This window comes from Planotetraspora sp. GP83 (assembly GCF_041262585.1).
Taxonomy (GTDB): domain Bacteria; phylum Actinomycetota; class Actinomycetes; order Streptosporangiales; family Streptosporangiaceae; genus JAOEGB01.
Window position 1 is genome coordinate 68,084 of record NZ_JBGCBZ010000017.1, and the last position, 19,204, is coordinate 87,287.

Annotated in this window: 20 protein-coding genes; 11 read left to right on the forward strand and 9 right to left on the reverse strand. The window is 70.0% G+C overall.

Annotated elements, in window-relative coordinates:
* Positions 1 to 24 precede the first annotated feature (24 nt).
* A complete protein-coding gene (locus tag ABH927_RS23030; RefSeq protein ID WP_370024359.1) occupies positions 25 to 438 on the forward strand; it encodes a hypothetical protein in 414 nt (137 codons plus the stop codon).
* 191 nt (positions 439 to 629) lie between these two features.
* Here the strand turns inward: ABH927_RS23030 and hypF are convergent, their stop codons facing one another.
* A complete protein-coding gene (hypF, locus tag ABH927_RS23035) occupies positions 630 to 3,077 on the reverse strand; it encodes a carbamoyltransferase HypF (protein WP_370024361.1) in 2,448 nt (815 codons plus the stop codon).
* Between the two features lie 318 nt (positions 3,078 to 3,395).
* Entirely contained in the window at positions 3,396 to 4,046 is a 651-nt protein-coding gene (locus ABH927_RS23040; RefSeq protein ID WP_370024363.1) for a hypothetical protein, read from the reverse strand.
* 211 nt (positions 4,047 to 4,257) lie between these two features.
* Here ABH927_RS23040 and ABH927_RS23045 point away from each other — a divergent pair, with 211 nt between their 5' ends.
* Positions 4,258 to 5,019, forward strand: coding sequence for an ADP-ribosylglycohydrolase family protein (locus tag ABH927_RS23045; RefSeq protein WP_370024365.1), 762 nt, complete (start codon positions 4,258 to 4,260; stop codon positions 5,017 to 5,019).
* A 148-nt stretch (positions 5,020 to 5,167) separates the two neighbouring features.
* Positions 5,168 to 5,590, forward strand: coding sequence for a hypothetical protein (locus tag ABH927_RS23050; protein WP_370024367.1), 423 nt, complete (start codon positions 5,168 to 5,170; stop codon positions 5,588 to 5,590).
* Positions 5,591 to 5,664: 74 nt separating this feature from the next.
* Here the strand turns inward: ABH927_RS23050 and ABH927_RS23055 are convergent, their stop codons facing one another.
* Complete coding sequence (locus ABH927_RS23055) at positions 5,665 to 7,077, reverse strand: MFS transporter (RefSeq protein ID WP_370024368.1); 1,413 nt, start codon at positions 7,075 to 7,077, stop codon at positions 5,665 to 5,667.
* A gap of 205 nt (positions 7,078 to 7,282) precedes the next feature.
* Between ABH927_RS23055 and ABH927_RS23060 the strand changes: the two genes are divergently transcribed.
* Both ABH927_RS23060 and ABH927_RS23065 read left to right on the forward strand, forming a co-directional pair.
* A complete protein-coding gene (locus ABH927_RS23060; RefSeq protein ID WP_370024370.1) occupies positions 7,283 to 7,441 on the forward strand; it encodes a hypothetical protein in 159 nt (52 codons plus the stop codon).
* A gap of 32 nt (positions 7,442 to 7,473) precedes the next feature.
* Positions 7,474 to 8,547, forward strand: a complete 1,074-nt coding sequence (locus ABH927_RS23065) for a tetratricopeptide repeat protein (protein WP_370024372.1) — start codon at positions 7,474 to 7,476, stop codon at positions 8,545 to 8,547.
* Positions 8,548 to 8,592: 45 nt separating this feature from the next.
* Here the strand turns inward: ABH927_RS23065 and ABH927_RS23070 are convergent, their stop codons facing one another.
* The 4 genes from ABH927_RS23070 to ABH927_RS23085 form a co-directional block, all read right to left on the reverse strand.
* Entirely contained in the window at positions 8,593 to 9,264 is a 672-nt protein-coding gene (locus tag ABH927_RS23070) for a hypothetical protein (RefSeq protein WP_370024374.1), read from the reverse strand.
* 126 nt (positions 9,265 to 9,390) lie between these two features.
* The gene (locus ABH927_RS23075; RefSeq protein ID WP_370024376.1) at positions 9,391 to 10,188 is read right to left on the reverse strand and encodes a L,D-transpeptidase family protein; all 798 of its coding nucleotides are present in this window, start codon (positions 10,186 to 10,188) and stop codon (positions 9,391 to 9,393) included.
* 136 nt (positions 10,189 to 10,324) lie between these two features.
* Complete coding sequence (locus ABH927_RS23080) at positions 10,325 to 10,552, reverse strand: PLDc N-terminal domain-containing protein (protein ID WP_370024378.1); 228 nt, start codon at positions 10,550 to 10,552, stop codon at positions 10,325 to 10,327.
* A 167-nt stretch (positions 10,553 to 10,719) separates the two neighbouring features.
* Entirely contained in the window at positions 10,720 to 11,283 is a 564-nt protein-coding gene (locus ABH927_RS23085; protein ID WP_370024379.1) for a hypothetical protein, read from the reverse strand.
* A 156-nt stretch (positions 11,284 to 11,439) separates the two neighbouring features.
* Between ABH927_RS23085 and ABH927_RS23090 the strand changes: the two genes are divergently transcribed.
* Both ABH927_RS23090 and ABH927_RS23095 read left to right on the forward strand, forming a co-directional pair.
* Positions 11,440 to 11,772 carry a hypothetical protein gene (locus ABH927_RS23090; RefSeq protein ID WP_370024381.1) on the forward strand — a complete coding sequence of 111 codons (333 nt, stop codon included), beginning with the start codon at positions 11,440 to 11,442 and terminating at the stop codon, positions 11,770 to 11,772.
* Complete coding sequence (locus tag ABH927_RS23095; protein WP_370024383.1) at positions 11,769 to 12,833, forward strand: low specificity L-threonine aldolase; 1,065 nt, start codon at positions 11,769 to 11,771, stop codon at positions 12,831 to 12,833. The genes ABH927_RS23090 and ABH927_RS23095 overlap by 4 nt, the downstream gene beginning before the upstream one ends.
* A 105-nt stretch (positions 12,834 to 12,938) precedes the next feature.
* On the opposite strand, the gene ABH927_RS23100 is transcribed toward ABH927_RS23095, so the two are convergent.
* Positions 12,939 to 13,418, reverse strand: coding sequence for a hypothetical protein (locus ABH927_RS23100; protein WP_370024385.1), 480 nt, complete (start codon positions 13,416 to 13,418; stop codon positions 12,939 to 12,941).
* Between the two features lie 1,075 nt (positions 13,419 to 14,493).
* Between ABH927_RS23100 and ABH927_RS23105 the strand changes: the two genes are divergently transcribed.
* The 4 genes from ABH927_RS23105 to ABH927_RS23120 all read left to right on the forward strand — a co-directional run bounded on the left by ABH927_RS23105 (position 14,494) and on the right by ABH927_RS23120 (position 18,211).
* Entirely contained in the window at positions 14,494 to 15,966 is a 1,473-nt protein-coding gene (locus tag ABH927_RS23105; RefSeq protein WP_370024387.1) for an MFS transporter, read from the forward strand.
* 224 nt (positions 15,967 to 16,190) lie between these two features.
* The gene (locus tag ABH927_RS23110) at positions 16,191 to 17,012 is read left to right on the forward strand and encodes a hypothetical protein (protein ID WP_370024389.1); all 822 of its coding nucleotides are present in this window, start codon (positions 16,191 to 16,193) and stop codon (positions 17,010 to 17,012) included.
* A 538-nt stretch (positions 17,013 to 17,550) separates the two neighbouring features.
* Positions 17,551 to 17,943, forward strand: coding sequence for a nuclear transport factor 2 family protein (locus tag ABH927_RS23115; RefSeq protein WP_370024391.1), 393 nt, complete (start codon positions 17,551 to 17,553; stop codon positions 17,941 to 17,943).
* A gap of 61 nt (positions 17,944 to 18,004) precedes the next feature.
* Positions 18,005 to 18,211 carry a hypothetical protein gene (locus ABH927_RS23120; protein WP_370024393.1) on the forward strand — a complete coding sequence of 69 codons (207 nt, stop codon included), beginning with the start codon at positions 18,005 to 18,007 and terminating at the stop codon, positions 18,209 to 18,211.
* Positions 18,212 to 18,383: 172 nt separating this feature from the next.
* Here ABH927_RS23120 and ABH927_RS23125 read toward each other — a convergent pair whose 3' ends face one another.
* Positions 18,384 to 19,196 carry a Cof-type HAD-IIB family hydrolase gene (locus ABH927_RS23125; protein WP_370024395.1) on the reverse strand — a complete coding sequence of 271 codons (813 nt, stop codon included), beginning with the start codon at positions 19,194 to 19,196 and terminating at the stop codon, positions 18,384 to 18,386.
* Between the last annotated feature and the right edge of the window lie 8 nt (positions 19,197 to 19,204).

Consider the following 19,204-nt stretch of genomic DNA (forward strand, 5'->3'; position numbering starts at 1 on the left):
GCCCTCTGAAAGGAGGTGCCGACCATGAAGGAGACAGACCACCCGACAGAGCCAGGCCGGTTCGAGGGAGAGGACCAGCACGGCTACTCCCCCGATGTCGAACGCGGCAGCGAGGAGGCCGCCCAGGCGGGCGACCGGGCCTTCTCACCCGAGGCGGCCGGCGCGCCGGGCCCCGGACGTGAGGAGTCCGAGGAGGAGCGGTCCGGCGTCTCCGCGACCGACACGGAGGCGAGATCCCCGCAGGACGTGGGCACGAGCGCGTCCAGGCAGGGAGAGGAGATCGCCGACCAGGAGCAGGAGCCCGGGCGGGAGCCCGCCGGTGCGACCGGAAAGGCGCGACGCCCGACCGGCACCACGGACGACTCCACCGGAGTCGGGAAGCAGGAGCCCATCGACGAGGAGAGCCCCACCCTGCCCGCAGGCGACCAAGGCGGCTGACCACCCCGCGTGATCGTGCACGGGTTCCTCGCCATGGCTCGCGACCTGCCCTTTGGGACGCGATCATGCGATGGGTGTGCCGCACGGCCGAAGCGGCCTGCGGCGGTCAGCGCCGCAGGCCCGCGCCGCCTGTCAGTGCTGGTCAGTGCTGGTCAGTGCTGCCCGTCAGTGCTGCCCGTCAGTGCTGCCCGTCAGCGCCGCCTGTCCAGAGCCCCGGCCACGGCCGCCTGGCCGAGGCTGATGCCGCCGTCGTTCGGTGGCACGCGCCTGTGGAGCAGCACGTGGAAGCCGCGATCCTCCAGCAGGGCCGTGGCCCGCTCCAGCAGCAGATGATTCTGGAACACGCCTCCTGACATCGCCACCGTCGAAAGGCCGCCGGCGTCGCGGAGCAGGGCGCAGCCATCGGCGATGACGTGGGCGACCGAGTTGTGGAACCGGGCGGCGACCACTGCCGCGTCCGTGCCCGCGCGCAGATCGTCGGCGACCGCCCGGACGAGCTCCGCGCCCGGCACGGTGAAGAGCGCGGACCCCGCCCCAGCGAACGGCGCGGACTCCGGCACGCTGAAACGCGCAGAGTCTCGCCGTGGGCCGGGCACCTCGGAAGACGCGGAGCCGGGCGGTAGAGCCGGCACACCGGAACGCACCCGGTCCGGCACGCCGGCGGAGCCGCGCGGCGTGCCGGGGGCTGTCGATGACGTCTCGACCGCGAGGCGGCAGCCGTACGTGCCGGTTTCCTGCGGGTCGGCCCGCTGCTCCAGCTCGATCGCGGCTTGACCCTCGTAGTTGATCGTGTCGCGGTCGCCGACGATCGTCGCGACGGCGTCGAACAGACGGCCCATGCTCGACGTCAGCGGAGCACTGACCCGGCGGCGGGCGAGCGCCACCACGGCCTCCCACCGCGCGGCGTTGCGCCGTACCACTGCCAGATCCCCGGGGATGTCGCCTCCGTAGACGACGTCGAGATAGGCCGCGGCCATCCGCCACGGCTGCTTGATCGCCGCCACTCCCCCGGGCATCGGCACAGTGGCCAGGTGGCCCACCCGATCGAATCCGGCCAGGTCGGCGATGAGGAACTCACCGCCCCACAGCGTCCCGTCCAGACCGTATCCGAGCCCATCGAACGCCACACCGATCACCGGCCCGGCGACGCCGTTGTCGGCCAGGCACGAGGCGATGTGGGCGTGATGGTGCTGCACGCCCACCAGGTCGGCTCCCTCGTGGGCCAGGGCGTACTTGGTGGACAGGTACTCCGGGTGCAGGTCGTGGGCGACGACCTCCGGCGTGACCTGGAACAGCCGCCGGAAGTGGGCGACCCCCTCCGTGAAGGACCGCAGGGTCTCGTAGTTCTCCAGGTCTCCGATGTGGTGGGAGACGAACGCGTGCCTGCCCTTGGCGACGCAGAAGGTGTGCTTGAGCTCGGCGCCGCAGGCGAGGACGGGCCGGGGGAAGTCCCAGGCCAGCGGGAGCGGATGCGGCACGTAGCCGCGGGACCGCCGGACCGGCAGGTCCTGGCCACGGAAGACCCGTACGACCGAGTCGTCCGTACGCATGTGGATCGGCCTGTCGTGGGTGAGGAAGGCGTCGGAGATGCCGCCCAGCCGCGTCACGGCGTCGCCGTCGATGTACGCGATCGGCTCGTCCGAGACGTTTCCGCTGGTCAGTACGGCAGGCAGGCCCAGCCCGCGCAGCAGGAGGTGGTGCAGCGGCGTGTAGGGCAGCATCAGGCCGAGCCAGCGGTTGCCCGGCGCGGCCGACGGCGCCACGTCGGTCTCGGGACGCCGCCGCAGCAGCACGATGGGACGGGCTCGATCGGTGAGCAGGCGCTCCTCGGCCTTGTCCACGTGACACAGCCGCCGCGCCTCGGCCAGATCGGGGACCATGATCGCGAAGGGCTTGTCCTCGCGATGCTTCCGGAACCGCAACGCCGCCACGGCGGGCTCGCACACGGCGACCGCCGCCAGGTGATATCCGCCGAGCCCCTTGATCGCCAGCACGCGCCCACCCAGCAGCATCTCCACGGCGTAGGCGAGGGGGTCGCCCGTCGTCTCCCGGCCGTTCCGGTCGAGCAGCCGCAGCCGCGGCCCACAGACGGGGCAGCACACCGGCTGCGCGTGGAAGCGCCGGTCGGCGGGGTCGTGATATTCCCGGGCGCAGTCCGCGCACATGGCGAAGGCCGCCATCGTGGTGTTCGGTCTGTCGTACGGCACGTCCCGGACGATGGTGAACCGGGGCCCGCAATTGGTGCAGTTGGTGAAGGCGTAGCCGTACCGCCGATCCTCCGGGTCGTCCATTTCGCGCAGGCAGTCGGCGCAGGTCGCCACATCCGGAGAGACCAGCGCGCGCCGGTCGCCGCCCGTCGCGCTCCGCGCGATGACGAATCCCAGCTCCCCCGTGGCGGGCATCAGGCCGGCGGTGATCCGCTCGATCACCGCGAGGGGCGGCGGGCTGCCCCGCAGGACGGTCAGGAACTCCTCGACCCGGGCCGGCGTGCCCTCGACTTCGATGAAGACGCCGCTCTCGTCGTTGCCGACCAGCCCGTCGAGACCGAGCCGGGTGGCCAGGCCGTACACGAAGGGGCGGAAACCGACCCCCTGCACGATCCCCTCGACTCTGATCACGGAGCGGACATGCCTGCTCACCTGCTCATTGTCCATCGACCGCGAAATTGTGCCGACAAGGGGTGTTCGCGAACCCGGCGAAGCCCCACCGCCCACGGGCCGGCATCCCATCGGAGGCCGGTGCTCAGCCGCCCGCCGGAGGGAGGTTCCACCTGAAGACTGCATGATCACGATGAGGCCCGGCGCAGGCGGGACGCCGTTCCGGGGAAAGTGCGCATGATCACGGGGAGGATCGTCGCCGGTTACGCCCCTTTCCGGGAATCCATGCATGATCACGCCGGGTTCCGTAGGCGCGCCCAGGCCGGCTCAGCGGCGCCATCCGCCGAGCCGGCTCTCGGGCTACAGGCCGAGCTTCTTCAGCGCGGTGCGCCAGTCCTTCGCGATCGCCCTCTGCGCGGGCGCGAGCTGTACGTCACCGGCGCAGACGGCCTTCCACAGGGTCAGCTCCACGCGATTCTTGTCGGACGCGCTCTTCCCACCCACCTTGAACACCGGCTCGGGCCACAGGTTCTTGACGCTCTTCGACGCGCCGCCCAGGGACAGCGGGATGAGGTGGTCCTCCACGTAGTGCGACGGCTTCGTGTCCTTGTATGCGTACTGGGAGATCTGCTTGGCCTTCAGCGCGTCAAGGTAGAACTTCGAGGGCTGAACTATCTTGCTCCAGCCGGACTTGCAGATGGTCGTCGCGATCGTCGCCTGCGTGACGGCGGGGTTGCGCACCCCGGGCTGGCACTTCGGGTCCGGAAGGGGCAGGTAGGCCCGGGAGCACTTCGCCTTGGTGGGCTTCCCACTCGGCGTGGGGGTCGGCGTGGGGCTCGGGGTCGCGCTCGGAGTCGGGCTCGGAGTCGGGCTGGGGGCCGGGCCGGTCGAAGAACCGGCGGGCTTCCACCGCCAGTACGAGCCGTCCTGAACGCACTGGTAGGTGTCGCCGTCCTCGGAGTACCCGTACTTGCCGTGAGCCGCGGCCGGGCAGAAAGCTCCAGGGGTCACGCATTCCCAGTGGTCACCGACCTGCCTGTAGCAGCTCGCCGATGAAGACTGAGAGGAAGAGGGGGTGGTGAGGGCCGCCTCGGCCGTCTGGACCGCGAAGGGGGCGGTGAGCAGGCCGGCGGCCACGACTAGGGCGGATAACAAAGAACGAAAGCGCACAGCGCTCCTCTGATCAACGGGTGAGAAGGACAGACAAGAAGACGACTCACCCATGGCGGAGGTTGACGATCACGCGCACTTGAGATCAAACGTGGGGAGGGCCACGGATTCACGACGACAGCCTCGGTCGCCAGGAAGCGATGCGGAATGTCCTTCTGTCGCTACGGTCGGTCCAGCCGCGCGAGAGGAGATCACCGATGAGCGATACCACTCCCCGCCGCCCTCCGACAGCTTCGTCCGGACCGGCCGGCTTCGCGAGCAGGCGTGGCTCTATTCCCGCCGCGCGCCTGGCAACGCGCGCCTGTCCGGACTGCGCGCCGACCTCGGTCCGCTCGCCGCTCCCGGAACGCCGGGACCGGTCAATCCAGGCTCCAAGGGCTGCGGCACCGTGATGCGGTCGGCGCCCTTCGGCCTCGCCGCCCGCGACGCGCGCGACGCCTTCGACCTCGCCGCCAGGTGCGCCCAGATCACCCACGGGCATCCCACCGGTTACCTCGCGGCGGGGGCGCGTTCGCCGGGCTCGTGTTCTTCCTCGTCCAGGGCAGGCCGCTGCCGGAGGCCGTACAGGACACTCTCGGCAACCTCCTCGGCGTCCAGTACGGCGAAGCCGGGCTGCCCAGCGGTGGCTGTCCCGGCTGGAAGGCAGACAGACCATCACCGAACTCGCCGACGACTTCACCACCCAGTTCACCGGCGGCCGCCTCCCGTGGGACAAGTAACCCGGGAGCTGACGCATGGCGGCTGCGGCTCGGCCGCGACCGACGACCTGCCCGCACCCGCCGGCAGGGCGCCGCTCTGGCTTCCCACCGCCTGACGGCCGTCCCAGCGCGACGAAAAAGGGCCAGGTGAAAGGGGATGGAATCATCCCATCCATTGCAGATCGCCGCTAATTGGCGCCATGCCCGGTCCGTTGTGCGGCAGACTCACCGATGATCGTCCGCCCCTTCGCAGGAAGGCAACACATGTCAATCTCCCGGAAGACCGCCGCCGTTCTCGCCGGCGCCGTGCTGGCCGTTCCTCTGCTCGTCGCCGTGGGCTCGTCCGCCGCCGTGGCGGACACCAACTGCGGAAGCTGGCCCGGCAACGGCATCGCGGACCACGACGTGAAGACGCGCACCGTCACCCAGGGAGGCCGTACGGTGACCTTCGCGCTGGTCAACCAGCGGCTGAGCGACCACTCCTTCTCCGCGTTCCGGAGCGGCTACAAGTCCGGCGACCAGTCGTGGGTCGACCGCTCCTACGACGGCGGCGTGCACTGGACGCAGTGCGGCCCGTTCAACTCCAAGTTCTCCAACGACCTGAGCAACTTGCACAACTGGATGCGCGCCTGCGTCCGCTTCAACGCCGCCAGCTTCTGCACCGATTGGTACTACGACAAGGACTGATCATCCTGACGCGGCGGGCCGGCGCGTCCATGATGGACGTGCCGGCCTGGCCCAGCCGGCGATTGGGACGAGGTTCACCACGAAGGGCGTGGCCGGCGTACGAGTACGACCACGACGGCCAAGAGGGCCACCGCCATGAGGAAGAGCGACGAGACCTGGCCGAGCGCGGTGGCCCCCGCCGCCAGGAGGGGGCCGGCCCACATGCCGGAGGTGATGGCCATGGTCAGGGTGGCGTTGTAGCGACCGCGCAGCGCCTCGGGAGCCAGTTCGTTCACCGTCGCTGGGAGGGCACCCGCCATGAACAACTCCCCGATGCCCACGAGTCCCGCCGCGAGGGGCAACGTCACCGACGCGCCGAACAGGTGGCTCTGCGACTCCGCGGCGCACAGCAGCCAGGCGGCCGACCATACGAGGGCGGTCACCGTCAGCAGTCCCGGCGGCCGTAGCCGCTTGGTCAGGCCCAGCGTCAGGGGCAGGCCCGCGACGATGGTCACACAGTTTGCCACGCTCGCCCAGGACATAGCGGCCGGATCCCCCGAGATCACCGCGAGCACCGGCAGCCCGGACTCGTAGACGCCGTAACCGGCCGCGGAGGTCAACGCCGCGGCGAGCAGCACCCGCAGCAGCGCCCGATCCGCGAGGACCCGCCGGTAACCACCGAGGGCCGCCTGGGGAGACGCGTCCGGAGCGGCCGAAGTCGCGTCGATTACGGCCGCAGGAGCACCGGACTCGCTCTGGGACGCGGCCAGGAGATCGTCCGAGGCGACCGGGGTCTGGGGAGGGACGGTCGCCTTGGCGCGTGAGATCCGGACGAAGACGACGGCGGCGGCGCAGGTCACCCCGGCGACCCACCACAGCAGCGGGAGGTCTCCCCCCACCGCGTGATGCGTGACCAGCGCTCCGGCCGCCGCACCCGCCCCCATCCCCGCGTTGAACAGGGCGTACTGAACGGTGAACGCACGCGCGTGATCCACCGGCCGGACCAGCCCGGCGATGAGCGTCGAGTAGGCCGGCAGGGTCACCGACCAGCCGAATCCGACCGACACCACAGCCACTCCGAGCAACACCACACCGTCACCGGCGGCGAGCAGCGCCAGCCCGCAGACCGTGACGCCCAGGCCCGCCGTCATGGCACGGTGCCCGCCCACCCGGTCCGCGATCGTGCCACTGAGCCAGTTGCCCGGGAAGCCGGCCAGCGCCAGAAGTGAGGTCATCGCCGTGGCGGCCACCAGCGGCACGCCCTTCACCGAGTGCAGCAGTATGACGAGATAGGGCTGGGTCAGCCCGATGCCCGCCGCGCTGATCAGGTCGCCGAGCAGGAGAAACCGTACAGCCGGGGGAAACGCCCGCCACAGCTCGGCGAACGACCGCCTCACGCCGGCCAACCGCCCGATCATCGCACTGCCGAGGTGGCCCCGGCCGAGCAGGACCACGGGCACTCCTCCGGCGCGGGCTCCGCCCACCGCCGCACCGCCGCTCTCACGCATGGTCGTATCCCAGCCGCTTCGTCGTCCGTCAGGCACGTGCAAACGGTGAACGCGACCACTTGGCGGCCACTACGAGAGCACTTGTGGTTCCCCCCAGTGGAGGAACCAAGGGGCGTCTGCGCACAAGTCGCCGCCAAGCACTGTCCAAGCGTCGCGAGAGACGCTCAACGAGCCCAGCCCGAGAGCACGAAGAAGGAGACACCCGATGAACGACTCGATCATCGCCCCGGTTATCGTCCGCACCCAGCCGGACACCCCCGGCCTCACCCAGAACCACAGCGAGGCGATCACCACCATCCGGACGCAGACCGGCACGCCGGGCCTGGCCACCAACCACAGCGAGGCCCTGACCCGGGTCGGCTGATCCACGGCACGGGTGGCGCGAGAGGAGGAACAGTGATCACGGCATCGGACCCTCTCGACGAGGCGGTCGCCCTGCACGGGCGGGCTCTGGCCGCGTGGGACGACCAGCGCTACCCGGACACCGTGCGCCTGTGCCGGCGGGCCCTCGAGCTCTTCGAGGAGCACGCCGGCCCCGGCCACCCCGACGTCGCGAACGTGCTGACCCTGCTGGGCGGCGCCGAGGACGAGCTCGGCGAGCACCGGGCGGCCGAGGCCTGCCATCGGCGTGCCGTCGCAGTGATGGGAGCGCTGCCGGCCAAGAGCGGGGTTCTGCTGCGGCTGCGCATCCAGGCCGACCTCGGGTTGGCGGGGAGTCTGCGCCGTCAGGGCCGGTACCCCGAGGCCGAACAGCTCTATCTGACGGCACTGGCCGAGGCGACGCCTCAATACGACGCCGTGGAGCTGGCGCCGCTCCACAACGACCTGGGCGTTCTCTACAAGTTCGCCGGCCGCCTCGACGAGGCTCACGCCTGCTACACGCGTGCCCTTGCCGTACTGGAAGAGGCGCACGGCCCCGGCCACCCCGCGCTCGCCGGTCTCTGGCACAACCTCGCCGGCCTGGCCCACAGCCGGGGCGACCTGGAGGAGGGCGAGGAGTACGCTCGGCGCTCGCTCGCGCTGCACCGCGTGGCGTTTCCCCCTGATCATCCGGCTGTCGTGGCCGACGAAGCCCACCTCGGCGTCCTAATGCAGGCGCGTGGCGCGTTAGCCGAGGCGGAGCCGCTGCTGAGGAGGGCCGTCGGCTTCTTCAGCGAGCGGTACGGCCCGGAGCACCACGACGTCCTCGTCAACTTGCACAACCTCGCCGCCGTACTCGCGGGCCAGGGCTCGTACGGCGAGGCGGAGTCGCTCTACCTGCGCGCACTGGACGGCAAGCGCCGTGCGTTCGGGCCGGACCACCCGGAGGTGGCGCTGACGCTGAACAACCTGGCCGTCCTCGCCGCCGAGCGCGGGGAAACCGGGCGCGCGTCGGCGCTGGCGGCCGAAGCGCACCAGATCCTCGAAACGCGGGTCGGGCCCGGCCACCCGGCCCTGGCCGGCCTCGCGCACCTCGCAGCCCTCTGCTGATACGGCAGGCCGCCCTCGGCGTAACCCGCACCGGTACGGCCCGCGTCAGTCCATCACGGACTCTCCGCCGGGATAGGCGAAGGACGACCGGGGCGAGTAGAAGCCCCACGTGATCTGCAGCGGGTCGGCGGGGCGAAGCGCGTAGACGGAGTGGCTCGGCTCCAGGAACTCCAGCGACACCACCTCGAACGGATCGACCGGCTCCGCCACGAACGGGTAGTTCCCGCTGACCTTGTGCCCGCCGACCTCTGTGATGTAGCGGAGCTGGCCGCGGTTGACCGCCGTACCCGTGTGACCGACCCGCGCGGTCGTGCGGATCACCGGCACCCCGCCGGACTCGGTGGTCGCGACCAGGGTCTTGCCCGTGACCTCGATCGTCGTGCGGCCGACGGTGGCGGGAACGCCACGCGCCTTCGCGTACTCCCGCACCACGGCGCTCGAGTTGAAGTAGTGCGTCCACCAGCGGCCGGGGGTGACGCCGTCGGGGGCATAGGCGTCTTCCAGGTCCGGGCCTATGTAGGTCAGCGAGTACGCGCCGAAGCCCGAGGTCTGCTCGGGCCGGTCGACGACGTACTGGTTCATGAAGACCTGCCGGTTGGCCATCGGCTGGAGGCCATCGGGCACCAGGGCAGCGACGGCTTCGGGATCGGCCGGCACCCACCCGAAGTAGATCATCCGGCTGTTGACGACGAGCTGGGGGGCCACGAGGTCGGGCAAGATTTCTCCCTGGCGATCGGCGGCGTGTAGCCGAACCATACGGCAGGCCCCCCGGCCCGACAATGATCCACGCCCGGCCCCACTCGGCACGGCCGACCCCCCCGGGCCGACGCCGGCACGGGGCCGTCACCGCACCAGTACGGTCCGCCCGATGGGGAGCCACGAGGTCTTCCAGAGCCAGTCCATCGCGGCCAGGCTGACGCGCACGCAGCCGTGGGAAGCGGGGTAGGGCGGCACCGAGCCGTAGCCGTGGACCGCGATTCCCCCATTGAAGTAGACCGGCCGGTAGAGCGCGCCCAGCGGCCCCGAGTCCCACCCGTCGACCTTGCGGTAGAAGTGGTAGCGGCCGGCCGGAGTCACCGCCCGCCGTACCGTGCCGCGGCTGGTGTAAAGCTGTCCGCTGCCGGTCGAGGTGTTGAAGATCTGCACCACGTCGCCGTCGCGGACCAGCAGCAGAAGCTGCCTGGCGAGGTCGACCTCGACGACCTTCCCGCTGTCCGTGCGGGCCCCCGGCCGGACGCCCAGCTCAAGGGCGCGGCGGGTCCGCAGCCCGACGACCGCGTCCCTGGGCAGGCCCGCCGCCTTCTGCAGCGCGTAAACCGCCTGGGTGGTGAGCGGCCCGAAGGTGCCGCTCGGCGTGCTGAGCCAATACCCCAGCTCGGTGAGCCTGCGCTGCAGAGCCAGCACGTCCGCGCCCTTGTCCCCCGGCTTCAGCGTACGGGCCGGTGCGGCGGCATCGGCGGTTCGCGCGCCGGCCGAACCCGGCTCCGCGATCCGGCTCGCGGTCGCGGGCACGCCGGAGTGCACCGTCCCGCTCGCGGACACCGCATGCCACACCGGCGCGGGCCTGTTTTCCGGTACGGCGGCGCCGGACGCGGCCAGGCCGAGCACCGCGACCAGCACGAGCGCCGATCTCGTCGCCATGACGTCTCCTCGGGGGGTTCACCGGCCGCGCGACGCGGCCGGACATCAGTTCGGCGTCATACACACAATCGTTCTCCGGCGGCCCCGGCGCCAGAGACGTTCTTCCCCGTGGCGGCGGGACCTTCGTCGGTCCCCCTCAGGGGGTTCGTCTGTGGCCGAGTGTCAGGTAGGCGATCGGGCCGAACGGCTGGACCAGCAGGAGCGGCCACCACAGCGCCTTGGACCCTCGGATCCCACTGGCCGGCCTGGTGAACAGGTCCGCGGCGGCCGTCGCGGTGAGCGAGAGCTCGATGGAGGCGACGGTCAGGATCACCGCCTTCTGCCGCTCGGAGAGATCCTGCCACCGTTTCCGCGATCTGATCATCGTGTCTTCCTTGAGCTTCTACGCCGGGACAAGTGTCGGCGGGCCGTACGGCCACTGCCCGCTCAGGCGGCGGCGCCCCCTCTCGGTGAGAGCGGGCGCCGCGGGGAGCCGGGCTGGTTGATGGGGGATTAAGGGGAGAGGGATTGCGGGCGTTGAGGGGAATCGAGCTACTTGAGGATCGGGTAGCGCCTGACCAGGTCGGTGTTTCCCCACCACCGGCCGATGCCGACGGTGTCTCCGGCGTTGGCGAGAGCCAGGCCGGCCAGCACGATCGCGTAGATCAGGTGCTCGTCCACGAAGGGGTTGTTGGCCAGCGGCAGCTCGGCGGCCCACATGAGCACGAGCAGCGCCCCGCCGGTGACGGCCGCGATGCGGACTCCCGCGCCGAGGATCAGGGCCGCGCCGATGCCGGCGAGTCCGATCATGAACAGCCAGTCAGCCCAGCCCTGTCCCGCCAGGCCCGAGAAGAATCCGCCGAACGTGTGGTCGGCCGTGCCCTTCAGGAATCCCGTGGTGGGGCTGCCGCCGTTGATCCAGGCACGCTTCCCGGGGGTGGCGAAGCCGAGGCCGAATAACTTGTCGGCGAAGGCCCAGAGGAAGACCCACCCGATCGCGATCCGGGCGGTTGCCCAGACGTAGTTCACGGGCTTCGTGGTGTGGAGTTCGGTGGGAAGTGCGGGAGCCGGGGCCGCGTGCTCGCCCTGGTGGTCGCGTCCCTCGATGATCGCCATGTCAGGCCCCTTTCGCTGTCGCTTCGCTTGGCTCAAGCAAACTCCTTTCCATGACAGCGAAGCAGTGCCGTACGGCTCGGCCTTGGGGAACCGAAGTCCTCGCGCGGTGGGACCTTCGACTCTCACGGGCGGACCGCGCCGACCCACCACATGGGCATGGACGTCCTGGAGGCCACCGGCGCCGTCGCGGTAGACGCCCGGGTGGTCGACGGCGACCTTGTGACCGGCGCCGGTGTCACCTCCGGTCTTGACCTCGCGCTCCACCTGCTGGAACGCGAACTCGGCCGCGCATCGCACACGCCGTGGAGCGACTGCTGGCCCATGAGCGCCGCGGCGTCGTCTGGCGTCCCGAGGGCCTCGTACCTCGTCTGTGACGCCGCAGCCGCCGGATCGCACAACGGCCATCCAAGGCTGCGGGCCCCTGAGCCGGCAGCCGGCCCCGGCGGCATAGGAGATCGACGCCATTGGATGAAGAATGGGTTTCTATGAGATCAGTCTCGGACGGCCCCTACGTCGATCTTCGTTCGGACACGGTGACCAAGCCGACGCCGGCCATGCGCCGGGCGATGGCCGACGCGGAGGTCGGTGACGACTGGTTCGGCGACGATCCCACAGTGAACCGCCTTCAGGAACGGCTCGCCGAGCTCACCGGGCGTGAGGCGGCCCTTTACCTGCCGACCGGAACGATGTGCAACCAGGTCGCGATGCACGTGTTCGCACGCTCCGGCCATCTGGTGGTGTCGGAGGAGTCCGCGCACACCTGCGGCGTGGAGGCGTCATCGTCCGCCGTGCTGTCGGGGATCGCGTTCCGCCGCGTCCGGGCGGCCTCGCGGGGCCTGCTGACCGCGGCGCAGGTGGCCGCCGCGCTCGAACCAGACCCGTACGACGTGACCAGGGTCGATCTGGTCACCATCGAGAACACGCACCAGGTCGGCGGCGGCGCGGCGATGCCGGTCGCGGACGTCCGCGCCATCCACGCGGTGTGCGCCGACCGCGGCGTGCCGCTCTACCTGGACGGTGCCCGCCTCTTCAACGCGTGTACGGTGACCGGCGCGAAGGTGAGCGAGTACGCGGCGGAGGTCGACGCGCTGATGGTGTGCCTGTCCAAAGGGCTGGGCGCGCCGATCGGCTCGCTGCTGGCCGGCGACGCCGAGTTCATCCGCGAGGCCCGCCGCCTCAGGGTCGTGTTCGGCGGGGCCTGGCGGCAGGCGGGGATCATGGCGGCGGCCGGGCTGATCGCGCTGGAGGAGGGCCCGCGGCGGCTGGCCGACGACCATGCGAACGCCCGCAGGCTGGCCGAGGGCGTCGCCGACATCCTGCCGGGCTCCCTGGATCCGGCGGACGTGCAGACCAACATCCTTTTCGCCGACGTGACGTCCACGGGCCGCCCGGTTTCGGCGTGGGTCTCGGCGATGGCGGCCTGCGGCGTCCTGGTGAGCACGGTCGCCGGCCAGGTCCGTATGGTGACCCACCGCGACATCGGCCCATGGGAGATAGACACAGCCCTGGACGCCTGGCGCCGGGTCGCTGAAGAGCTCACGACCCGATGAGGCCTGGCGCGGCGGGTCGTTCAACTGGCCGCCGCCTGCTCGTCAGGCGTAGCCGAACTGCCGAAGTCGCGGAGGAAGCCCCTGTCGATTCCGAGCTTGGCCATGTCAGCGGTCACCGTCCAAGCCGTCCAGGATCTCCCGGACCTTGATCACGCCTGGGTGGCGAAGGCCGTACCGACGCTCCAGATCGGGTAAGAGGTCCGTCAGCGCATTACTGGCCTGGACGAGGTGCCCGGCGCCAAGCTCCAGGAGACCGATCTGGCGTCGCAGCTCCAGCACCCGATCCTCGTCCACGCCGAACCGCTTCTCGTCCTCCAGCAGCCTGCCGAGCTGTTCGAGTGCCAAGGTCGTCTCCCCCGCCGCCGCGTGACAGTTCGCTTCCATCAGCCGGAAGCGCAGCACGAGATCGTTGTCCGGCCGACCCCGCTCGGCCAGGTCAGCCGCGAGCGTGGCGAACTCGACAGCCGCACGCCGATAGTCGCCGCCCGGGAACAGCACGTCGGCCAGCTCGATGCGCAGCTCGATCACGTCCGGGTTCGTCGGCCCGAACGTGCGCGTGGCGGGCTCCACCAGTGGCGCCAGCACCTCGGCCGCCTGACTGAAGCGAGACTCGGCTTTGAGGGCGTCCGCGTCCTTGCGAGCCAGCGCGATGTCGCTGTGCGGTCCCGCTGGACCGCTATGACGAGGTCACCGTGCTGGTTCAGACGTTTCGGTCACCACGCTCGGGTATGGGCTCGGCTACGACGAGGACCTGCTCGGCGCGATCGCCGACGGCGGCGGGGGCAGCTCCCCGCATGAGGGGGATCCCGATGCCGCCGGGCAGCTTATCGCCGCCGAGGTGACCGGGCTGTTGACCGAGACAGCCCAGGCGGCCTCGCTCACCATCCGCCCCTGCGGGTCGCGTCCCTGACACCACGGTCGAGGCGGAGCGACTGTTTCAGGAGGCCCAGGAGGGCAAACGTACGGCCGTCGACCTCCTCGCGGAGGGTGACATCCATGCGGCCGCCCACATTTTGGGGATGTCCGCCTCTGCCCTCAGGAGAGCCGCGAGACGGCTGCCCGAACGGTCCAAGGAGTTCGATGACGAGGCCGCCGACCTCCTCTACTACTCCGGCATGTCCCAAGTCGACGCCGGCCGGGCCCGCAAGGAGGCGTACCGCAGCTGGTCCAACCGCACCCGCACCAGCGGGCGGCCCAATCAACCCCGCCGCCCCGAACGTGGACGACACCGACGACGGTCTCAACGAGGATTAGGGACTGTCCGGGCGGCTGCCCGCTGCTGCCCGACGGCCTGCCCGTCATCGACCGGCTTCCCGGACGCGACGACGTGTTCCTCGCCACCGGGCACGGTCTGGTTACGGAACTTAGGGGAGGTTCCCGTGACGTCAAGACCCGACCCCGAGGGCTGAGAGGCGATCACCGCGACAGGCGCGAACCTTCAGAACAGGACGATCTGCCTCATACAGCGACATGCAGCAATAAACCGCGAACGATTTGACAAACCACCACGCCATGCACAGTCTTAAGTCGAGACAATCTGCACAACAGACCATCTAGGGGGGCGTGTCATGGCGCGCGTGTGCTTCGTACCGACCGATTCGCGTGGTCGGTACGCCAGGTGAGCCACTCCCCCAGCGCGTGCGCCCCCGAAGCAGCCGTCATGATGAGCGCTTCGGGGACTCAGGTCACCCCCGGCGCCGTCGACGTCAACGGAAAGCCCATGGCCTCCCCACCTGAACCCGCCACCGGGCGCGGTGGCGCCGCCGTGCTCGTCCTGGCCTTCTCGGGCATCGTCGTCGCGGTCATGCAGACGTTGCTGGCACCGCTGCTGCCGAAGCTACCGGTCCTGCTGCACGCCCCGGCCTCCGACACCACGTGGGCCATCACCGCGACTCTGCTGTCCGGTGCCGTCGCCACCCCCGTCCTGGGCCGGCTCGGCGACATGTACGGCAAACGCCGGATCTTCTTCGTGAGCCTCGGCCTGCTCGTGGCGGGTTCGCTGGTCTCGGCGGCCACCTCGTCGCTGCTGCCGATGGTCATCGGCCGGGCGTTGCAGGGCAGTTCCATGGGCGTCATCCCCCTGGGCATCAGCATCATGCGCGACGAGGTCCCCAAGGAACGCCTGGGGTCGGCGATGGCGCTGATGAGCTCCTCCCTGGGCATCGGCGGCGCGCTGGGCCTGCCCGCCTCCGCCGCGATCGCCCAGCACCTCGACTGGCATCTGCTGTTCGTGATCTCGGCCGGGTTGGGGGTTGCCGCGATCGTTCTGACCGCGTTCTTCGTGCCCGAGTCTCAGATGCGGTCACCGGGCCGCTTCGACGTTCCGGGCGCGCTCGGCCTGTCGGCGGGGCTGATCTGCCTGCTTCTGGCGATCTCCAAGGGCGGCGACTGGGGCTGGACCAGCACCACGGTCATGAGCCTGTTCGCCGCCGCCGTCATCGTCCTGGCCGTCTGGGCGGTCGTCGAGCTGCGCACCGCCGAGCCGTTGGTGGATCTCCGCGCCACCGGACGCTCACCGGTCCTGCTCATCAACGTCGCCTCGATCCTGGTCGGGTTCGTGTTGTACGCGCAGTCCCTGGTGCTTCCGCAGTTGCTGCAGCTGCCCCGGGCGACCGGCTACGGGCTCGGCATGTCGCTGATCTCCGCGGGGCTGTGCATGGCTCCGGCGGGCCTGGTGATGATGGTCGTCTCTCCCCTGTCCGCGCGCCTGTCGGCGGCACGGGGCCCGAAGACCTCGCTGCTGCTGGGTGCGGCCATCGCGACCACCGGCTACGCGCTGGGCCTGGAGCTGATGGGGGCGGCCTGGCAGGTGGTCCTGACCTCGACCGTGACGGGCACCGGCATCGCGTTCGCCTACTCGGCGATGCCCGCCCTGATCATGAGGGCCATCCCGCCGTCGGCGACGGCGGCCGCCAACGGGTTCAACTCGTTGATGCGGGCGATAGGCACCTCGACCTCCAGCGCCGTGGGCGGGGTGGTGCTGGCCAGCACCAGCCAGTCCTTCCGCGGCATCGCCGTGCCTTCGAAGGACGGATTTCGCACTGTTTTCCTGATCGGTTTCGCCGTCGGAATTGTTGCCGTGGTGAGTGCCGCATTGATTCCCGCACGCCGGGCCAGGCACGGCCGCTCCTAATACATCGCGTAAACCGCGTACCCCGCGCAACCGCCATCCCGCGATTTCCGTGCGGGATCGCGATTGCGCGGGCTTTTGCTGTTCGCGGGGGCGGCCGGCTGTATATGTGCCAAATGACACATGTGATTTATCAGACTCCTTTCCTGGCAATAGTCTCCCAGAATGGGGCGTTATGGTTTACATACACCCGATCGGGTGCGCTTCAACGGAGAAAGGAAGCAAAAATGGCACGGAAAATCGCCACCACCATTGGTGCGGTCGCCGTCGGCGCTCTCGCGCTCGCGGCGGCCTCAGCTCCGGCGTACGCGGACGTGGCGTCCGGGCACGGGCAGGAGCAGAAGAACCTGCTCATCAGCACGAACACCCAGCAGGTCGTCCCCGGAAACTCCGACTCCTCCTCGCGGGCACTCACCGGAGACCGCCAGACTCGAGACGGCCATGGCGACCACGACTGGGACCACGGCAACAACCACCACAACGACGGAGACCACCACTCCGACAACGACTCAGACGACAACTCCGACCACGCCGGAAATCACCACGGGAATCACGACGACCACCAGTGGAACCACCACGGGAACCACGACGACCACCAGTGGAACCACCACGGAAACTGGTGGAACGACAACGACTGGAACTATGGCAACCACTACTGGAACTACGACCACTCCTGGAACCAGTGGGGCCACAAGGGCGGCCTGCACATCAAGTGGCACCACTCCCGGAATGACAGCCGGGAAACCCGTATCACCGGTTTCTACGTAACGCCGGAGCGAGTCCACAAGGGTGATCGGATTTCTCTCGGCGGCAGGCTGCGCAGCCGCGCGACCGACGGGTACCACGTCGGCCGCCAGCGCATCAGCGTCTACTTCCACTCCAGCGGCTCCGGTGACTGGAGGAACGTCGGAACGATCGCAACCGACTCCGGCGGCAGCTTCCGGGCCAACGTCCGGGCCTACCGGTCCGGCACCTGGCGCGTGAAGTTCAACGGCAACAACCGTCTCGGCTACTCCGAAGCGCATGACTACGTGAAGGTCGTCGACTAGGAGATGTCCCGCGGACAGTGCCGTGGGGACGGTTGAGATCCGCGCCGGCAGCGGCGGTCGTCGATGACGAAGTCGCCCTTGTCTCCAGCGCGGATCTCACCGATCGGCTGGACCTCGTCCGGCACCGCGCCTTGCCGCACGGGGTCCACCGACGACCTCCCCGGCCGGCCCTTCCCGTGTTTCCGGCCGTACGCCGGTGGAGTGGACGGCGACCCGATCGCGCGGAGGCCCTACGGCCCCGCCCCGGCGCCAGAGACACCCGGACGCCGGCCGACGAGGGCTTGCCCACGATCGACTCTAGCGGTAATAATCGATTCCGCCCGATCGGGCGAGGTTGTCCGCTTCGCCCGTCCGCATGCCGTCACCGGCCACGAGCCGGCCGCGTCGCAGACCGGCGAGTCCCGATGACGGGGGTCGGGAGCCGGGCGTGCCACTGGATCACGCGTCCAGTGATGTGTAACCGTCAGCGGCCACTCCTCGCCGGAATCCACCGCCTACTTCTCCTGACAACTTCCACCTGCCTGACCAGAGGACAGACGTGCTCAAGCCTTCACAGCCCGCCGAATGGGCCCGGTCGTTCTTTGCCGCCGTCGACAGTGATGACATCGACGCCATCGCGGCCGCCGTCTCCGACGACGTCCTCCTCGTCGCGGCCAACAGCGAGCCGATCAAGGGCAAGGAGGCACTCATCGCCTCCGCGCGATCTGCCGCGCAGAGGCCGATCAACATGCGGCACGAGATCAACGATGTCTGGCAGGCCGGCGGCGACGAGGACGTCATCGTGACCGCGATGACCGTCCGCTACAGCAGACAACCCGACGGCGCGTCAGTCAGCGTCCCCTGCTGCGTCACCTTCAAGTTCCACGACGGCCTGGTGCACGACTACCGCATTTACATCGACTACTCACCGGTGGCCGCCCTCATGGCGTAAGGCGCAACGCGTTCCGCCCAGGCTGGGGCCGTAGCCCCTTATCCGCGGTAACTACGTCGGCGTGACGCTGGACAAGACCGTCTCGACGGATTGGGCGTTCGCGTCCACCCTGGACAGCGGCGCACAGGTCGCAGCGCCGTACTCGCGCCTGGGCGCCAGCCTGCACGGTGACACACACCCCTGCTACTGGCAGCCGATCATCTATCTCGGCTACGACCCGAACACGGCGCTGAACGGCGACCTGCCGGGAACCAGGCCACTGTCGTGACCGGCTTCCCGGACATGCGCTGGACATCGTGGAGGCGCGGCCCCACCGGACTGGAGCCCCTGACGCGCGCCCAGCCGCCGCGATGGAAGACCGAGGTTGTCAGCGCACCTTCGAAGCGATCACGCCGCTGGGGGTTGGGAACCTTTGAGCGGCGTGATCGCGGAAGAGCCGGTCAGGCCGGGAACAACTCCTCGATGATCTTGGCGACGCCGTCCTCGTCGTTCGACGGGATGACGTGGCTCACCGCGTCGAGGACGGTGGGGTGGGCGTTGGCGACGGCGTACGAGGTCCCGGCCCAGGCGAGCATCGGCAGGTCGTTGGGCATGTCTCCGAAGGCCACCACCTGGTCGGGGGTGATGCCGAGCCCGCCGGCGAAACGGGTCAGCGCGTGGGCCTTGCTGACGTCGGGGGCGATGGCCTCGACCAGGCGCAGGCCGTTCGAGTGGTAGACGGTGACCAGGTCGCCGATGGCTGGGGCGGCGAGCGCCAGCAGGTCGTCGGCGGAGAGGGTCGGGTGGCGGCCGACGAGCTTGGGGGCCGGGCGGCTCCACAGCTTGTCCTCGCCGGGCCGCTGCACGGTGATGTCGGCCTCCCAGTCCCACGGCTCGTACAGCTCGTCGCCGGCCATCTCATGGGCGTACTCCACGGCCAGGCCGATGCCGGGGATCGCCTCGCGCAGGCGGCGGGCGGCCTCGGCGAGAGTGGCGGTGTCGATGGCGTACTCGTCGATGACGGTGTGGGTGTGCATGTCGTAGACGAAGGCCCCGTTGGAGCAGATCGCGGTGCCGTGCGAGCCGACCGCGTCCGCGACCGAGCCCATCAGCCGGGGCGGGCGGCCGGTGACGAAGACGAACTGGGCGCCGGCCGGCTCGATCCGGGCGAAGGCCGCGGTGGTGCGCGCGGAGATGGTGCCGTCGCTGCGGACGACCGTGCCGTCCAGGTCGGTCGCGATGAGGCGGGGGCGGGGATGCGTTCCAGCGGTCATGTGCGGCG